Here is a 17,757-nt window from a genome sequence, read left to right as displayed (position 1 = left end):
GCGTCAGCGACGTTCCCGCCGACCGGCGTCGGGCGTCCGATCGCCCAGCCGGTCGGCCGCCCGGTCGATCAGCCACGCGGTCGCCGGTATCACCGCCAGCGCGGTGCACCAGCCGCCGAGGACGTCGGTCGGGTAGTGCGCGCCCAGGGCGACCTCGGCCCAGCCCATGGCGGCGCCGGCGACCAGCGCCGCGGCGAGCACGAGTAACGTGCCGGCCGTCCTGCCGAGGCCGATCCACCCGGTCGCTAGCAGCGCCACCACGAGAGCGAGTGCGGTGGCGAAAGCGGTGTGCCCGCTCGGGTAGGACAGGTTGTCGTCGCCGTGGATGGTGCGCCCCACCAGGTGCTTGAGCAGCGTCGCCGTCCCCACGGTGATGCCGACGCCGGCGACGACGAGCACCGCTGCGCGTGGACGCCGAAGCAGCAGGCAGCCCGTCACAGTGGCCACGACCAGTGTCGCCGCTCCGGCGGGCTCCCCCAAGAAGTCCATGGCCAGAGCGACTTGCCGCCACGGCGACTGCACACCGTCCACCGCCGGCTGGATCCACCCGTCCACCATGCCGGGCCGGCTGCGGCCGGCGTACCGGACCCCGAGCACGAGGACCGCCGCCGCGGCGAGGGCCGCGATGAGCCCGAGCCACGCGCGCAGCGGTGGACGCAGCACCGTGGGCGTCGGCCGGCCGGTCACACGCCCACCACGTCCGGTCGGCCGGCGGTAGCGTGCCGTGATCCATGGATGGTGTTCCGGAAGACTGCCTGACCCGCATCCGGCGACCTACTTGTCTGCCATGCGCAGCAGCGGTCTGCGTCCCGGCTCCCGTGGGACCACGAGCCAGTCAGCGACCGGCGGATCCACCTGCCTGCGTACGTCACCAGTCGTCCTCCCGCAGCCATCCTTCTGCGGATGGCCGGACAAGTCCATGTGCGCGTTCAGCGTATGCCGAGAGAGCCCGCCCCTCCCCCAACTCCCCATAGAACACAGGCCGTTACCGAGGAAGAGCCCGCCAGGTTGCCGCTGTCGGTGCCCGCTGAGGTGCTGCCTGAGCGGAAGGCGGGATTCCTCGAACGTCGGGAGGGAACAGCAGTGCATGGCGTCACCTACACCGACGTACGTGGTCAGCCGGCCTTGCCCCCGTCGTGCAGCAACGGGCGACGATGATGTCCCATGGCTGCGGAACCTCTCCAGCGACCGCGTTCCCTCACTCCGATTCCCGCCCCTGCCGCCGTTCTGCTCGCACTCCTCGGCGCGCTGGCCATCTGGTTGCTGAGTGTTCCTCCCGCGGCTGCGGCTCCGGCCGCCCCCGCTGGCGTTGCGCGGTGCGAACTGGGCACCTACCTCAGCGACCTCTACGACATCGACCCCGCCAAGGACCGGTTCTCTGCCCGGCTGTGGCTGTGGACCTTGTGTCCGGACCGAAGTGTCGACCCTCTGCCGCAGGTGTCCTACTCCAACGCCGACGAGCCCCACACGACGGACCCCCATGTGGTCGTGCAGGGTGGCCAGGTCCTGGACCAGGTCAGGCTGCAGAGCACATTCCGGCAGGACTGGGATGTAAGCGACTTCCCCTTCGACCACCACCGGATCGAAGTGCTCCTCACCGCCCCCGACGACACCAGCCACTTCCGATTCACCGTGAACAATGCCGACTCGGATTTCAACCCGGAGATCCGCCTGCAGGGCTGGCACGTCACCGGCTTCCGCCTGGCCACCGTCGACAAGCACTACACCACCGCCTACGGTAACCGGACCCTCAAGGACGGGAGCACCTACAACCGGGTCCGCATCCAGATCGACCTCGAACGCAGCGACGCCACCACGTTCTGGAAGCTGACCGCCCCGATCTACCTCGCCGTGCTCGTCGCCACCTCCACGTTCCTGCTCTCCTTCCGCCATGAGGAACTGGGCCCGGCCGAGCGGCTGGACGCCCTGTACAACCGACTCGCCGTTCTCGGCGGAGCACTCTTCGTGGCGGTGCTCAACATGCAACAGGCGAATACGGTGATCACCAGCACCGACGGCCTGACACTCATCGACTACCTCCATCTGACGACGCTGACCTTCCTCCTCGCGGCAGTGGTCGCCACCGTGCTCTCCTGGCGCTGGACGATCGCGGGAGGCTCCCCGGCCAGGGCCGAACGCCTCAGCTACCGCGGCGCCTGGCTCGCACTCCTCGGTTACGCCGTCACATGCGGTGCACTGGTGCTCCTGGCCGCCGAGAGGTAACGGCACCGAAGGCCGAGTGCTCGGGCCCCAGGATGAGTGGTCGGGCTCTGTCGCAGGTGATGCTTCACGCAGCGGGCGGGTTGGGCTTGATGACGGCGAACGGCGCCCCGGCGGGGTCGGCGAGCCAGGCGATGCGGCCGACGTCTTGCACGTCCGCGGCGGGCATCAAAACCGAGCCGCCGTTCTCCTGCACGCTGGTGACGATCGCGTCGGTGTCGTCGGCGGTGAAGTACGGGATCCAGCGTGTCTCGCTGTCCCCAGCTGCGGCCACGAGGCCACCGAAGGACGCGTCCTGCTGGTCGCCCTCCGCCGTGGAGAGCACCGTGTATGCCATACCTGCCGTCTCCATCTCCTGGCTCCGCCACCCGAACAGCGAGCGGTAGAAGGAGAAGGCGGCCGTCGGGTCGGCGGAGTGCAGCTCGGCCCAGCACAGGGTGTTGCTCTCCGAGGCGACCTCCAGGCCGGTGACCGCGGCGGGCTGCCATACGGCGAATTCAGCACCGGACGGGTCCGTGAGACAAGCGATCCGCCCCGCGTCCATCACATCGAACGGCGCGACGCGCACCGTGCCGCCGCTCTGCTCGACGGCCTTGGCGGTGGCATCCGCGTCGGGCGTGCGGAAATACACGGTCCAGGCCGGTGACGCGCCTTCCTCGGTAAGGGGGCCGAGGCCCGCGACGGTCTTGCCGTCCCTCTGGAAGAAGCCATATCCCCCGGCGTCCGGCCCCGCCGACCCGAAGTCCCAGCCGAACACCTCGCCGTAGAAGGCGGCGGAGGCCGCCGTGTCCGGGCTGCCGAGATCGAGCCAGTTGGGCGCGCCGGTCACGAAGTCAGTGGTGAGCATGGTGGTGTGCTCCTTCGAAGGTCGTCGCCGGGGCGGTCGCCGCGGATGCGGAGACGCTCCTGCCCGGTCGCCTTTCAGTCTGGCACCGGCCACTGACAATCGCGCGGCGCCCGGCCGCACCACGCCCCCGGCGCACGGAGTCGCGCGAGGGCGCCGGGGGCCAACGGTTCGGCCGGCAGACTGCCGTAGCCGGGTCTGGTTCCTGTTCCTCATTCATCATGCGAGCTACGGCATCCGATGGGCGACTCCTACCGCGGCCGACCGGGCGGCCGGAAGCTCCTGGGCCAGTGACCCGCGGGCAGTTGCCAAAACCCCCATTCCGGCCCGTAGCGGATCGCCTGCCGCCTCCACCGCGCCGGATGGCCGGGAACGCGGCTCTTCTGCTGTCGGCACGACGCATGACGGTCACCTTCCGTTCCGAGAGCGTTCAACCGACCGTCCCCGCCTGCTTCGTCCGCCCTCCCCTATGGTCCTGGGGGTTCTTCGAAAGAAGGGGCGCATGGACACACCGCAGGCAGTCCAGGCACGCGGGATCACCAAGTATTTCGGTGACGTCGTCGCGCTCGATGGCGTAGATCTGGATGTGACACAGGGTCAGATCCACGGCTTGGTCGGACCGAACGGCGCCGGCAAGACGACCTTGCTCGGCCTCCTCCTCGGCTTGGCGGTCGCCGACGGCGGTCGCCTGGAGGTCCTGGGTACGCCGGTCGGGCGGGCGCTCAGCGCTCCCGACGGTGTCGCCGGGTTCGTGGACGGGCCCGGTCTCTACCCCACGCTCACCGCCCGGCAGAACCTCGCCGCACTGGCTGCCCTCCGCGGGTACGACGCGCGGACGGCGGGGATCGACGACGTACTCGAACAGGTCGGTCTCACCGATGTCGCGGGCGACCGGGCGCGCGGCTTCTCCCTCGGCATGCGCCAGCGGCTCGGGCTCGCCGCCGCCCTGCTCACCAAGCCCCGGCTGCTCGTGCTCGACGAGCCGTCCAACGGTCTCGACCCGGCAGGCAAGAGGCACGTGCACAGCGTCCTCACTCGGCTCGCCGCGGACGGCACCGGCGTCGTGCTCTCCAGCCACCGCATGGACGACCTTGAGGCACTGTGTTCCGAGGTCACCATCCTCGCCTCCGGACGGGTTGTCTTCTCCGGCCCGCTGGGCAAGTTGGCCGCCGAGAACCGCGAGCTCGACTACCGACTGCTCACCTCCGACCCGCAGGCCGCCCGTCGACTGGCGGCCGAGACAGAGGGGATCCGGATCGTCGACGACTCACATCGCCGGCACGACCCCGACGTGCTCGTCGTTCGCGCCCTGGTGCCCGCGCTCGACGAACTCGTACGGCAGCTCGTGCTCGCGGGCACCGCGTTGCGCGAGCTCACACCGGTGGTGTCACCTCTGGAAGCGGCCTTCCTCTCTCTCACCGAGCGATCGGCGCAATCGGCGCGATCCGCCGAGCAATTGACCGCGCATTCGACCAAGCCAACCACCGAACAGCGAATCCGTTCGCAGGAAGAGCCGCACACCGAGCCGCGGGAGGCGGAACGTTGACCACCACCGTCGCCACCCGGCAGGCTCCCGGTACCGGCCGTGTCTCCGTGGCACGCGGCTACCGCTTCGAGCTGGTCAAGCTCTTCTCGCAGTGGCGGATACGCCTGCTGCTCCTCGCCTCTTGGATCGCCCCGGCCGTCTTCGTCGCCGCGGTGAGCCAGCAGAGCACGCTCCCCACGGACACCCTCTTCGGGCGCTGGATGCTCGCCACGGGGTGGGCCGGCCCGCTGGTGACACTGGGCTTCGCGGGCACCTGGGCGCTCCCCCTGCTGACTTCGGTGGCCGCCGGTGACGTGTTCGCCTCCGAGGACCGGCTCGGTACCTGGCGCCACCTCCTCGTGGCGGTGCGGTCGCCGCGGCGGATCTTCGCAGCGAAGGCGCTGGCCGGCCTCACTTTGCTCCTGCTGCTCGTGGCCGGCCTCGCCTGTTCCAGCACGGCCGGCGGGCTCGCGGCGGTCGGCAATCACCCGCTGGTCGGCCTCGACGGGCACGCGCTGTCTCCTTCGGACGCTGCCGGGAAGGTGCTGCTCGCCTGGGTCTGCGTACTCGCACCGACACTGGCCCTCGCGGCGATCGGACTGCTCGGATCCATCGCCCTCGGCAACTCCCCCATGGGCCTGCTGATGCCCACGCTCGTAGCGCTCGCGATGCAATTCGCCCAGATGCTGCCGCTGCCCGCCGCCGTACGCCTCGCCCTGCCCGGTTATGCCTTCATCGCCTGGAACGGGCTGTTCACAAGCCCGGCGCAGGTCGGCCCGCTCCTGATCGGCGTCGTGGTCAGCCTGCTGTGGGCGGTGACAGCCACCACGCTGGCCTACCGGCTCTTCGTGCGGCGCGACTTCACCAATCCGACCGACGACGGTTCGGGGCGCCGCGCGCTCACCACCGGCGCTCTGCCCCTCGTCGGGCTCCTCGCCATGACGGTCGCGGTCGTCGCCGCGGCGAGCCCGGCCACCGGCGACGGCATCGAGCAGGAAAAGGTGCAGCGCTCGGTCGCCACGGCATTCGCGCATCTCTATCGCATGCAGACCGAGCAGCTCCACCGTCCCGACGTCACCGAGGCGCAGTTGAAGGCCACGGCGGCGTGTACCAAGGGCAGCGTGCGGACCGGCGCCCAAGGGCCGGGCAATGACTGGCGCTGCGTCGTGTCCTGGCACCTCCCCGACGTCGAGGCCACCGGGCAAGCCATCTACCAGCTCGACGTCGCCGCAGACGGGCGGTACGTCGCCGACGGCGACGGACCGAAGGAAGTGAACGGCTACTTCCTGGTGCGGACCCCGAACGGGGACGCACCGAACCCGCTCTGGCAGTTCGACGGCAACGTCGAGCTGCTCTCCGCCACCCCGAAGGGATGACTCCATGCAGGTAACACGCCGCCGTAGGCGTGTCGAGGAGCAGCGTTCCGGCTCACTCGTCGGACGCCTCGGCCGCCGGAGACCTCTGACCACGGCGGGCGCCGCCGTTCTCGCGCTGGCCGTCGCCGGCACCGCCTTCGCCCAGACCCACCAGTTCGGTACCGACCAAGTCGGCCAGGTCACCCCTCGTGGCCAGGTCATCTCCAGCGACCAGTACATAGCCCCCTACGGCGACCGGCTCGTCGTCAACAACGGCAAGATCATGTCGTCCTCGGTCAGCCCGGACGGCAGCCACCTCGCGGCTTCGGTCACCGACGGCGGGATGGCGCTGGACATCGTCGACTTGAAGAACCGGAAGGTGCAGCAGGTCGTAGGCAACAACGCGTCGGCGGACTTGCGCATCAGCGGCAACGACGTGGGCCAGGAAGGCCCGGCCTACTCCCCCGACGGCAGGCAGCTGTGGCTGGGCCAGAGCGACGGCTACACCAGGTTCACCGTGAAGCCGGACGGCAGTCTCGCCAACCCGACGCCGGTCAAGATCCCGGCGGACGGGCCCAAGCACGCGCTGGTGGGCGCGGCGGTCTTCTCTCCCGACGGTTCGACGGTGTACGGCGCGGTCAACGGGCAGAACCGGGTGGTCGCCATCGACGCGGCGACCGGCGCCGTTCGGCAGAGCTGGGCCGTCGGCAACGCACCGCGCGACATGGTCAGGATCGGCGCCAAGCTCTACGTCAGCAATGAGGGCGGGCGTCCGGCGAGGCCCGGCGACACCACGATCAACTCCTACAACACTCCGGTACCGGCCGACCCGGTGACCGCGGCCACCACCACCGGCACGGTCAGCGTCATCGATCTGGGCCACCCGGCAGGCGCCGTCGCGAGCATCGACGTCGGTCTGCACCCCACAGCCCTGTACGCCAAGGACCGGGCCCTGTTCGTCACCAACACCGCCACCAACGACGTGTCGGTCATCGACACAGCGAAGGAGAAGGTCGTACAGACCATCTCCACCAAGCCGTGGCCCGAGGCATCGGTCGGCTACGAACCCGACGCGGTGACGCTCACCCGCGACGGCCATCTGCTGGTGACGCTCGGCCGCGCCAACGCGGTCGCCGTCTACCGGTACACGAACCCGCAGGAGCCGGTCAGCTACGTCGGCCTGCTCCCCACGGACTACTTCCCCACGGAGATCGCCACCGTCGGCAACGAGGTCGTCGTCTCCAACACCCGCGGGATCGATGCCCGCCGCCCCACCGGCAGCGCCGGGCACAACACGCACGACACGACTTCGAGCGTGCAGCGGTTCACGCTGCCGAGCGACCGCGTCATCAAGTCCCAGACGGCCAAGGTCTTCCAGCAGAACGGCTGGACCCCCGGCTCGGTCGACAAGGCCAACGGGCTGAGCCACGCGAAGCCGGTGCCCGTGCCGGCGCGGCTCGGCGATCCGTCGACGATCAAGCACGTGTTCCTGATCGTCAAGGAGAACCGTACCTACGACCAGCTCTACGGCGACATCCCGCAGGGCAACGGCGACCCCTCGCTCGCCGAGTTCGGCGAGAACGTGACGCCGAACCAGCACGCGCTGGCGAAGCAGTTCGGCCTGTACGACAACACGTATGACATCGGCACGAACTCCGCCGAGGGGCACAACTGGCTGATGCAGGCCGACGACCCGGAGTACACCGAGTCCTCGGCCGGGGAGTACGCGCGCAGCTACGACACCGAGGACGACGCGCTCGGTCACCAGCGGACCGGTTTCCTGTGGACCGGCGCCCAGGCGGTCGGCAAGTCCGTGCGGGACTTCGGTGAGTTCCAGGAGTTCCTGGCCAAGCCCGCGGCGGCCAGCTGGCAGAACCTGTACTGCGACTCCAAGAACATGGCGTCGACCGGCCAGGACACCGCCTATCCGCTGGTCTCGTCCTCGCCGATCCCGTCGCTCAACAGCGTTTCGGTGCACGGCTTCCCGAAGTTCGACACCAGCGTCCCGGACATCTACCGGAACGAGGTCTGGAAGCGCGACTTCGAGAAGAACGGGCCTGCGGCCCTCAACATGTTCTGGCTCTCCAGCGACCACACCGGTGGCCCGGCCAACGCGCCTGCCCAGGTGGCGGACAACGATCTCGCGACCGGCAGGCTCGTCGACGAGATCTCGCACAGCAAGTACTGGAAGGACTCCGCGATCTTCGTGGTGGAGGACGACTCCCAGGCCGGTCTCGACCATGTCGACGGCCACCGTGCCCCGATCCAGATCATCAGCCCCTGGGCCCAGCACGGCGTCGTCGACAACCACTACTACTCGCAGATCACGATGATCCGCACCATCGAGCAGATCCTCGGAGTCCACCCGATGAACCAGAAGGACAGCGCGGCCAGCCCGATGACCGCGGCCTTCACCAAGAAGCCGGACTTCACACCGTTCACCGCGCTGCCCAACCGGACCTCGCTGACCGACGGCCTCAAGACCCCGCCCCCGTGCGGCGTGGACACCCCCGCGCCGCAGAACCCGAGCGCGGCGGCCGTGCCCTCGACGAAGGTACCGGCGGACAAGCAGGCGCTCGCGGCGCAGTGGGACACCTGGAAGTCCCAACAGCGGCTCACCGGCCCCGACGCCAAGCCCGACTTCGCGAACCCCGCCCAGATGAACCACTTCACCTGGTACCAGACCCACGGCTGGACGAAGCCCTACCCCGGCGAGAACAAGATCTACGCACCGAACGACGTGCCGGGCGCCTACATTCCGTCGGCGGAGAACGACGGCTGACGCGGTTACTCACACCGAGGGCCCCGGGCCGACGCCACAGTCGCCCGGGGCCAGGCCACCGCGCGCGTCAGCACCTGCGCGGGACTGGTGGGTTGCGACGGTGGTGGAAAGCGTTCGTCTGAGCACGACGCTGAGGGGGCCGAGGCCGGACAGGGCGTCGAGGAGCGCGGTGGTGCCTGTGGAGTCGACGGCGGTGATGGCTGCTACGTCGACGTCCTGCGGGCGCAGTCGGCCGAGCGTGCCGATCCGATGGGTGGGGACGGTGGGGCGGGCCTCGGTGGCTGCCTCGACGGCGGCCGCGGTGGTGGGGGTGGCGCCGGAGTCGCAGAGGAGGAGGCTGTCACTCTCCGCCAGGGCGGAGCGGGCGGCGTTGAGCTGGTCGGTCATGGTGTAGCACCACTGGTCGGGGTGCTGGCCGCGGACGCGGGGGAAGCGGGCACGGAGTCTGGTGAGGATCTCCGATACCTGATCGGTGCTGCTGCCCGGGGCCACGACAAAGGCAATGCTGTCAGGATCCAGCGAATCCAGTTCGGTCACGGCGTTGGTGCTGGTGAGCGGTAGCAGCAGGCTGTGTTCGTGCGGGGTGAGGGGCAGGGCGTGGGGTACCTGCCACACCGGGCGCCCTACGAGGGCGACATGGACGGACTGGGCCTGGAAGACGCGAATGGCGTGGGCGGCACGGTCCACGGCGGGGCAGAGAGCCTGGTGTGCACAGCCGCAGGCCCGCCAGGGTGGCGCGGCGCCACCAGGCGTGGACTGGCCGGGAACTGCGGCAGCTGGTGTTCCGGGAGCGGGTGCCGCGGCGGGCGGGGACAGGAGAAGGATTCTGCGGGTGCGCAGCGCGCTGCTCCAGGCGGTGATCTGCCGGTTCGCGTAAGCCAGGGCCGGTGGATTGCCCAGGTGGGCGCCGATGGCCAGTCCGCGGACGGGGCCGTGGGGGTCCTGGTAGGAGACGGCGAAGACGGTGCCGTGCGGGCGGCCGTCCGGGTCGGGGGCGGTCAGGGAGGTGGTCCGTACGCGGAAGCCGTCCCGTTCGGCGGCGGCAGCCAGGAGCGGGTGGGCCGGGCAGTCCACCGGGCCGCGTTCGGGGTGTACCCATGAGCGAGCCACGGTGAGCGCTCCGGGCGCCTGGAGCGGGTGGGAGAAGGTCTCTAGGAGCACACTGCGGTTCATCAGTTCTGTTCCCGGGGGTGGGTTCCGCAGGACGCGCTGAGGTCTGGGTGCGGGCGGAGTACGGCAGTTCGGTCATGCATACCCCGGGGGCGGTGCGGACGGCGCGCGAACCGCCGCCAATTCCGCCAATTCCGCGGCGATGTTCCGGCGTACATGCTCGGCACGTTCGGTGAGGAGCATGGCCGGCCGGTAGGCACGGTGGGGGCGCAGCAGCGCATGCAGGGAGCGGAGTCGCTGGTGGAGACGGGCGCTGCTGACGGTGGGGTAGAGGTCGAGGAAGGCGCTCCAGGTCAGGCAGGCGCGGTCGAGATGCCCGAGGCCGAGCTGGGCTTCGGCGAGGTCGGCCAGGCTGATGAGCCGTGAGCGCCTTTCGGTGGGGGGCCGGTGGCGAAGTGAGACGGCCAGGGCCTGGGCGGCACGGTGGCGGTCGCCGAGTTCGGTGGCGACGGCGGCGCGCTGGAGGGCCAGGGAGGCTTGATTGAAGGCGCCGATGGGGGTGTCTCCGGTACGGGCTCTCTCCAGGGATTTCTCGGCCAGGACGAGGTAGCGGCCGGCGGCGTCGGCCGCGCCGAGACCGGCCTGGGTGACGGCCAACTGGCCGAGCAGAAAGGCGCGTTGGTGGGCCGGGGCATGCGGGGTCCCCACGGACACGGCCTGTTCGGCGAGGCGGTCGGCATGGCGGATGTGCCCCAGGGCGTGTGCTTGCACGCTCAGTCCGCGCAGCCCCAGTGCGTAGCCCACCCGGTCGCCGGCGTGCTGAGCGAGGCTGAGGCCGACGAGGTAGTACTGCTGCGCCTGGTTGTGGAGATTGCTGTCGAAGTGGGCGAAGGCACATAAATAGGCGAGCTGGCCTGCGACGGTCTCCAGGTCACGGCGCAGGCGGGGGCTGGTGTCGCGCCGGAGCCAGGGGGCGAGGGTGGTGGAGAGGTATCCGCTCAGGGCCCGGCGGACCTGTCCGCCGCCGAATGAGGCGTCGTGGCGGGAGAAGAGGGCGAGCATGGTGCGTGCGTCGTCGATGTCGTGCGCGGCGCTGCGCTGGCGCGGCTGGGCGGTATCCGGGGCGGGGGCTGTCCGGGTGGACCAGTTCGGCACGGTGAGCGCGGCCAGGGAGTAGGCGCCCAGCAGGGTGAGGCCGCACCGTTCCCGGAAGGCGCCGAGCCGTTCGAGGTGCTCCACGGCATCCTCCCTCCATGGAGCCGCCGCGGGCCGGTCCTCGGCCGCGGCGGCGACCAGGTCGGTCTCCCCCGGTGTCACGGTTCTGCCCAGGTGCCGGGAGAGAACCTCCGCGGCGAGCTCGGCCGCGGGACGGCGGGGCCGGGTGCCGGCCAGCCAGTGTCCGACCGTGGTGCGGTCGTAGTGGGTTTCGAGGCTGTTCTCGGCGGCGGCGCGGTTGATCTCGCGTGCCAGACGCGCGCCGCTCCAGCCCGCTTCCGCCAGTAGGCGGCGCAGGGCCTGGTTGGGGACGCGAGCGGGTCGCATGGCGGTCCTTTCTCCGGCGGGGGCTCGCGGACCTCAGCAGGCGGAGGTTCAACGTCCGTTTTGATTCAACACCGGCGGCGATGTCTGTCGTATTGCGGGTGGGGCGAGCTGAGCACTCTCAGACTGAGGCGCGCGGCCTGGTCCTCGACAGGGCGTACATCGGCACACGCATCGCGATGGTGTTCGGTGCCGCGCGCCGCTTGTTGGTCTGGTTCGCGCCCGTGTGCCCCAGGAGGAGGGAGGAGTTCGTGTCGTGCAATCTCGCTGCCGGGCAACCGGCCCGGAGGTCCTGTGAATGCTTCACGGCCGACGGCAGCGCCCGGACCAGGCAGTTCGCGGCGCCGGTTCGGTGCGGCCCGGCGGCCGGCCCGCGATCCCCGGCGGTGCCCGGAGCAGCACCGCCCCGGGGCGGACCGGCCCTCTTGGTACGCAGTGGCGTCCCGCGCCCCGGAGCGGGGACGTCGTGAACGAGGCCACCGACCCCGAAGATCGGGCCACCGGACGCGAGCCGGCCGTAATCCATCTGTTTGCCGGCCAGGGCGACTTCACCGTGAGCGCCTTGGTACGAGCCTGCCGCCAGGGCGGTCCGCTGCGACAGCCCGCCGAGGACGTACTCCCGGAGGTGGACCGCGCCGGGGCGGAACACGGGCTGCCCCCGCTCACCCCGTGGCTCCTTGGGCCGAACCCGCCCAGTACCCGCCAGTTGAGCGAGGCACCCACGGGCACCTTGCAACTCGCGCTGTACGCAGCCTCCCTGACGGTTCATCAGGCACTGGCTGCCTCGCACGGCTCTCCCGCCGCCCTGGTCGCGGTCAGCTTCGGGGAGATCGCGGCACTCGCGGCCGCGGGCGCGTACTCGGTGGCCGAAGGTGCCCGGATCGCCTACGACCTCACCCGGATCCTCGCGACCTGCCCCGGGGGCCTGACGCTGCTGGCCTGTTCCGAGCGGACAGCGGTGGCGATCCTGCACAGTCTGGGCACCGCCCAGGTAGTCGTGGCCGTCGTCAACGACGGGCAGGAGACCATCGTGAGCGGCCCCGAGGCAGAGCTGGAGGCCGTCGAGAAGTACGCCGCGGGCCGGGATGTGGCGGCGGCCAGGCTACGGCTGCCCTTCTCCTCCCACCACCCGGCGCTGGGCCCTCAGGCCGAGGAGTTCGCCGCGGCCTTGCGGTCCCGGACGGTGCACCCGGCCCGCAGCCCCGTGTATTCCGCCGTGGCCGGGCGGGTCTACACCCAGAACGAGGATCTGCCGCGCCGCCTGGCGGACTGTCTGGTGCGCCCGGCTCACCTCCCGCGGCTGCTGCACACGCTCACCGCACACCGGCAGGCGAACGCGTTCTTCGAAGCCGGCACCGGCAGTGCCCTGTCCCGCAGTGTCCGGCGCGTCCTCGCCGGCCGTCCGCAGGTCTCGGTCCACGCCCCGCTGGCCGACCCCGCCTATGCCTGGTGACCACCGAACCCGCCCCCTGCCGCGAAACGGAGGCCCCCGTGACCGGCCCCGCCACATCGACACTCCCCCGCCCCGAACTGCACCGGCTCCTCCACGGCCCCTGCGAACAACACTTCTTGGACGCCCTGCGGGACGCGCTGTCGGACGATCCCCCCTCCTGTCCGGCCGGCCCCGGCCACCGAGAGGAACGCATCACCGGACGTCTACGGCGCCTGGCCCGCGCGCTCCCGCCCGCCCGGCAGATGCTGGAGGCGCCCGAGCAGCTCGCCGCCCTGCTGGCCTGGTCGGCGGTGGCCGAACCGGCCCTCTGCATGGCCCTCATCACCCATCACGTGCTCTGCCTGGGCTCCCTGCACCGTCTGGCGCCCGAACACCAGGCGCTCAAAGCCCACTTCGACGCGCTCGAATCGGGGCGTGTCAAAGGCTCCTATCTGATTACCGAGGCCGGGCAGGCCAACAGTCATCTGGCGCCGCGCACCCAGGCCGTGTTCGACCCCGCGACGCGGGAGTTCGTCCTGAGCACGCCGGACCGGGCCGCGGCGAAGTTCGCCGGTGTCAGCACCCACGGGGCACCGCGTACCGCGGCCGTCCTTGCCCGGCTCGTCGTCGCCGGAGCCGACCACGGCGTGTTCACGTTCCTCGTCGACCTCACCGACGAGGCCGGGCTGCTGCCCGGCATCGTCATGTCCACCCCGCTGGCTCTGGACGCGGTTCCGCTGGATTACGCGCAGGTCCGCTTCGAGACCGTCCGGCTGCCCTTCGCGCACTGGCTGAGCGACAGTGCGACCCTAGACGCCGACGGCACGTTCCACGATCCGCTCGGCTCCACCGACGCCCGTCTGGCACGCACCCTGTGCGTCGGGCAGGACCTGTGGGGCGCCCTGCCTTCGGTCGCCGCGGCGACATCAAGGCAGTCGGCGGTCCTCGCCCTGCGCTACGCCCGCCGGCGGCGCACCCAGAGCAGGCTGGCACCGGGCACGTCGCTGCTCGCCTATCGCACCCAGCAGTACGCGGTCCTGGGCTCCTTCGCGAACGCCTTCGCCCTGACCTGCGCCGCCGACGGAGCACGCGCCCTGTGGTCGGCCACCACCGGCAACGGCACGGGCACCGCAGACATGACGTTCACCCCCTGGGCCGCGGTCAGCCGCCCCCTGTCCGCCTACAAGGCCCACGCGGTCCGCGCCGCGGCCGAGATCACGGCCGTGTGCCAGCGCCACTGCGGGTTCTCCGGTCACCTCGACATCAACAAACTCGCCGCCTATCACGGCTTCCACCACGCCTTCGACACCGCGGGCGGCGACAGCCAGCTCATCTACTACGACCTCGGCCGCGCCCTGGCCGACGAAGCAGACCACGCCGAGGCACCCGAAGCCCTGCCCACCGCCCTGGGCCCCTCGGATCCGGACTGGTGGCCGACCGTGGCACGACGTCACGAACAGCGCCTGGCCGGGCAGTTGCGCCGACGGCGCGACGAGCGGGCCCGGAGCGATCCGGACGGCTTCGCCGTATGGAATCCCCTGCTGGGAGCCGCCGGCGAACTGGGCGAGATCCATGCCGCCGCCATGGCCGCGGACGATGTGTCCCGCATCCTGGCGTCCCTGCACGATGCCGCTCTCACCGCGGTCCTGGAGCCGCTGGCCGCGCTGCACGGGCTGCTCGCCACCCGTCGCTGGGCCGGCTCCCTGCTGGCGGCCCGGACCATACGCCCCGAGGATCTGGACCGGCTCTCGCAACAGGTTGATGAGTTGTGCGACCGGATCATGCCGCACCTACCACTCCTCGACGACGCCTTCAGCTATCCGCAGGCCATCGTTTCCGCACCCCTTGCCGCCCCCGACTTCAACGATGCGCTGGCCAACTCACTGGGCTGGCAGCGCGGAGGCACCCCGTGAACGCACCCCGCACATCACGCCCCATCGGCATCTGCGGCATGGGCACGTACCTGCCACGTCGGATCCGTACCAACGAAGAGGTCGCCGACACCGTCGGGGTGAGCGCCGAATGGATCCATGAACGCACCGGCGTCCACACCCGCCACGTGTCCGCACCCGAGGAAGCCGCCTCCGACCTGGCGGCGGCCGCCGTCCGTGCGGCAGCGGCGGCCGCCAACATCGACGCCCAGGACATCAGTCTGCTGATCTGCGCGACCTCCACCCCTGACGAGCTGGGGCCCGCCACCGCCTGCCGCATCCAGGCCCGGACCGGAGCGCGGTTCGCCGTGGCCCTCGACGTCAGCGCCGCCTGCTCCGGCTGGCTCTTCGCCGTCAAAGTCGCCCACGACTGGCTCAGCCAGGACCGGCGTCCCCGGTACGCCGCCGTCGTCGGGGTCGAGGCCTACTCGAAGTTCCTCGACCCCCAGGACCGCGGCACGTCCGTCCTGTTCGCCGACGGCGCCGCGGCCGCGATCCTCGGCCCCGTCCCCGAGCCGTGCGGCTTCACCGATTTCGTTCTCGGCTCCGACGGCCTGCTCGCCGACAAGGTCCTCATCCCCGCCGGCGGCAGCCGGAACCCCGCCACCCCCACGACCCTGCGCACCGGCAACCACTTCATCCACATGGACGGACGAGCCGTCAGCCACTTCATCCGCACCACCTTTCCCCGCCTCGTCCACGAAGCCCTGAACCGCAACCACCTGACCCTCGACGATCTCGACTGCGTCATCGCCCACCAGCCCAACCCCGTCCTGCTGCGCCGCCTCGGCCACGACCTCGGCCTCGACGACGACCGCCTGGTCATCGTGGGCGACAGGGTCGGCAACATCGGCGCGGCCAGCGCCCCCTACGCACTCGCGGCCGCGGCCTCACGCCACACGATCCATCCCGGCAACCGGGTGCTGATCACCGTGTTCGGCGCCGGGATGACCTGGGGCAGTGCCCTGCTCACCTGGAACGGGGCACCGGCCATCCACCTCGCCCCCGCGCCGGCCCGCCCGGCCGCCCGCCCGGCCACCGAAAGGGCCCGATCGTGAGCGCCTCACCCACCACCGACCCCTTCCGCCTCGACGGGCGACGCGCCCTGGTCACCGGCGCCTCACGCGGCATCGGACAGGCCACCGCGCAGGCACTGGCCGGTGCCGGATGCGACCTCGTGGTGTCCGCACGCACCAGCGCCGCCCTCGCCGAAACCGTCCGCGCCGTCGAGGACCGGGGCCGCAAGGCCACCGTGATCACCGCCGACCTCGCCACCCCCGGCGCCGCGGCCGACCTCGTCGACCACGCCGCGGCCGCACTCGGCGGCCTGGACATCGTCGCGCACAACGCGGGCACCCTCCCCCTGGCCGACGACCACACGCCCGTCATGGTGCCCTTTTCCCAGTCCTCCCAGGACGACTGGGAAAAGGTGGTGTCCCTCAACCTCAACGCCACCGCCGCGCTGTGCCGAGCCGCCCATCCCCACCTGGCCGAGTCCCGGCACGCCAGCGTGATCCTCATGTCATCGGCCGCCGGCCTGGTCGGGACCCCCATGATGGAGGCCTACGCAGCCACCAAAGCCTCCCAGATCTCCCTGACCCGGTGCCTCGCCGTCGGCTGGGCCCGGCAGAACATCCGGGTGAACGCCCTGTGCCCGGGCTGGATCCGTACCGCCATGACGGAATTCGCCAGCTCCGCCGCCCCCGTGTCCGACTGGCTGATGAGCCACGTGCCCATGGGCCGCTGGGGCGAGCCCGAGGAAGTCGCGCACGCCGTGCTCTTCCTCGCCTCAAGCGCCTCCTCCTTCATGACCGGACACGCACTGGTCCTCGACGGCGGTCTGTCGCTGCCCGACGGCGGACTGGCCGGCATTCCCAAACCTCCCTCTCCATTCGCCGCCTGACCGACCGAGTCCTTCGGAGGGTCCACATGCGTTTCGACGACACCACAGCCGTCGTCACCGGCATCGGCTCCTGTCTGCCCGACCGAGCCGTGACCAACGACGAGGTCATCGCCGACGGTCACCTCGACACCACCGACGACTGGCTGCGCACCCGCACCGGCATCGCCCGCCGGCACCGCGCCGGCGCGGCCACCAGCACCGGGGACCTGGCCGTCGCGGCCGGCCGGGCCGCACTGGAATCGGACGGCGGCCGCCCACCTGATCTGCTCCTGCTCGCCACCAGCACCCCCGACCACCCGTGCCCGGCCACCGCCCCCGACGTCGCCCACCGCCTGGGCCTCGGCACCATCGGCGCCTACGACCTCGCCGCCGTCTGCTCGGGCTTCCTCTACGCCATGGCCACCGCGACCGCCCTGCTCCGCGGCGGCCTGTGCCCCAGCGCGCTCGTCATCGGCGCCGACACCTACTCCACCATCATCGACCCGCACGACCGCGACACCGCCGCCCTCTTCGGCGACGGCGCGGGAGCGGTCGTCCTGCGCCCGGGGCCGGCACACACTCCGGGCGCGATCCGCGCCGCCCACCTCGGTTCCGACGGCAGCGAACACCCCCTCATCACCATCCCCGGCGGAGGGTCGCGCCACCCCCACCCCCTGCCCCAACCCACCACAGACCACTACTTCCACATGCACGGCCGCGAGGTGTACGCGCATGCCGTACGCCGCATGACGCAATCCGCCCGCACCTGCCTCGACCACGCCGGCTGGCCCGTCGAGTCCCTCGGCGCCTTCATCGGCCACCAGGCCAACCAGCGGATCCTCGACTCCGTCGCCCAACGCCTGGGCATTCCGCGCAAGAACCGGTTCGGCACCATCCACGAGACCGGCAACACGGCAGCCGCTTCGATCCCCATCGTCATGGCCGCCCCCGCCCCTCACGCATCGCTCGCACCCGGCGACCGGACGCTCCTCACGGCCTTCGGCGGCGGCCTGACCTGGGCATCCATCGCCCTGACCTGGCCCACAGCCACCCCACTCACCCACCCCGAACAATCCAGCGAACCGGCAGGGAGCCTGACCCGAAAATGAAGGGCTACGGGGAGTCAGGAAGTAGCCG

Annotated in this window: 13 protein-coding genes; 9 read left to right on the top strand and 4 right to left on the bottom strand. The window is 71.0% G+C overall.

Annotated features, from left to right (window positions below; all coding sequences use genetic code 11):
* Nucleotides 1–3: 3 nt before the first annotated feature.
* Complete coding sequence (locus tag ACSHXC_RS39140; protein ID WP_438296086.1) at nucleotides 4–687, bottom strand: phosphatase PAP2 family protein; 684 nt, start codon at nucleotides 685–687, stop codon at nucleotides 4–6.
* A gap of 477 nt (nucleotides 688–1,164) precedes the next feature.
* On the opposite strand from ACSHXC_RS39140, the gene ACSHXC_RS39135 reads away from it, so the two are divergent.
* Complete coding sequence (locus ACSHXC_RS39135) at nucleotides 1,165–2,223, top strand: hypothetical protein (protein ID WP_438296085.1); 1,059 nt, start codon at nucleotides 1,165–1,167, stop codon at nucleotides 2,221–2,223.
* 64 nt (nucleotides 2,224–2,287) lie between these two features.
* On the opposite strand, the gene ACSHXC_RS39130 is transcribed toward ACSHXC_RS39135, so the two are convergent.
* Nucleotides 2,288–3,067 carry a VOC family protein gene (locus tag ACSHXC_RS39130; RefSeq protein WP_438296084.1) on the bottom strand — a complete coding sequence of 260 codons (780 nt, stop codon included), beginning with the start codon at nucleotides 3,065–3,067 and terminating at the stop codon, nucleotides 2,288–2,290.
* A 499-nt stretch (nucleotides 3,068–3,566) separates the two neighbouring features.
* On the opposite strand from ACSHXC_RS39130, the gene ACSHXC_RS39125 reads away from it, so the two are divergent.
* From ACSHXC_RS39125 to ACSHXC_RS39115, 3 genes are read left to right on the top strand one after another with little or no spacing between them, the layout of a single operon-like run.
* Entirely contained in the window at nucleotides 3,567–4,610 is a 1,044-nt protein-coding gene (locus tag ACSHXC_RS39125; RefSeq protein WP_438296083.1) for an ABC transporter ATP-binding protein, read from the top strand.
* A complete protein-coding gene (locus tag ACSHXC_RS39120; protein WP_438296082.1) occupies nucleotides 4,607–5,965 on the top strand; it encodes an ABC transporter permease in 1,359 nt (452 codons plus the stop codon). The genes ACSHXC_RS39125 and ACSHXC_RS39120 overlap by 4 nt, the downstream gene beginning before the upstream one ends.
* 4 nt (nucleotides 5,966–5,969) lie before the next feature.
* Nucleotides 5,970–8,726: an alkaline phosphatase family protein gene (locus ACSHXC_RS39115; RefSeq protein WP_438296081.1), complete on the top strand. Its 2,757-nt coding sequence runs from the start codon at nucleotides 5,970–5,972 to the stop codon at nucleotides 8,724–8,726.
* A 9-nt stretch (nucleotides 8,727–8,735) separates the two neighbouring features.
* On the opposite strand, the gene ACSHXC_RS39110 is transcribed toward ACSHXC_RS39115, so the two are convergent.
* Together ACSHXC_RS39110 and ACSHXC_RS39105 are read right to left on the bottom strand one after the other, a co-directional pair.
* On the bottom strand, nucleotides 8,736–9,899 hold the full coding sequence (locus ACSHXC_RS39110) for a 4-hydroxy-3-methylbut-2-enyl diphosphate reductase (RefSeq protein WP_438296080.1): 1,164 nt from the start codon (nucleotides 9,897–9,899) through the stop codon (nucleotides 8,736–8,738).
* Nucleotides 9,900–9,971: 72 nt separating this feature from the next.
* The gene (locus ACSHXC_RS39105; RefSeq protein ID WP_438296079.1) at nucleotides 9,972–11,378 is read right to left on the bottom strand and encodes a hypothetical protein; all 1,407 of its coding nucleotides are present in this window, start codon (nucleotides 11,376–11,378) and stop codon (nucleotides 9,972–9,974) included.
* Between the two features lie 463 nt (nucleotides 11,379–11,841).
* On the opposite strand from ACSHXC_RS39105, the gene ACSHXC_RS39100 reads away from it, so the two are divergent.
* Genes ACSHXC_RS39100 through ACSHXC_RS39080 form a run of 5 tightly spaced genes read left to right on the top strand, consistent with a single transcriptional unit; the run spans nucleotide 11,842 to nucleotide 17,729 of the window.
* A complete protein-coding gene (locus tag ACSHXC_RS39100; protein WP_438296078.1) occupies nucleotides 11,842–12,828 on the top strand; it encodes an acyltransferase domain-containing protein in 987 nt (328 codons plus the stop codon).
* A gap of 38 nt (nucleotides 12,829–12,866) precedes the next feature.
* Entirely contained in the window at nucleotides 12,867–14,720 is a 1,854-nt protein-coding gene (locus tag ACSHXC_RS39095; protein WP_438296077.1) for an acyl-CoA dehydrogenase family protein, read from the top strand.
* Entirely contained in the window at nucleotides 14,717–15,796 is a 1,080-nt protein-coding gene (locus ACSHXC_RS39090) for a 3-oxoacyl-ACP synthase III family protein (RefSeq protein WP_438296076.1), read from the top strand. Before ACSHXC_RS39095 ends, ACSHXC_RS39090 begins: the two co-directional genes overlap by 4 nt.
* Nucleotides 15,793–16,641: an SDR family NAD(P)-dependent oxidoreductase gene (locus ACSHXC_RS39085; RefSeq protein ID WP_438296075.1), complete on the top strand. Its 849-nt coding sequence runs from the start codon at nucleotides 15,793–15,795 to the stop codon at nucleotides 16,639–16,641. The genes ACSHXC_RS39090 and ACSHXC_RS39085 overlap by 4 nt, the downstream gene beginning before the upstream one ends.
* Nucleotides 16,642–16,667: 26 nt before the next feature.
* A complete protein-coding gene (locus ACSHXC_RS39080; RefSeq protein WP_438296074.1) occupies nucleotides 16,668–17,729 on the top strand; it encodes a beta-ketoacyl-ACP synthase III in 1,062 nt (353 codons plus the stop codon).
* Nucleotides 17,730–17,757: the final 28 nt, after the last annotated feature.

Origin of the sequence: Streptomyces sp. HUAS TT7 (assembly GCF_051550175.1) — a bacterium.
Classification (GTDB): Bacteria; Actinomycetota; Actinomycetes; order Streptomycetales; family Streptomycetaceae; genus Streptomyces.
Note: the sequence above shows the minus strand (reverse complement) of the source record. Positions and strands in the feature narration are given on the sequence as shown.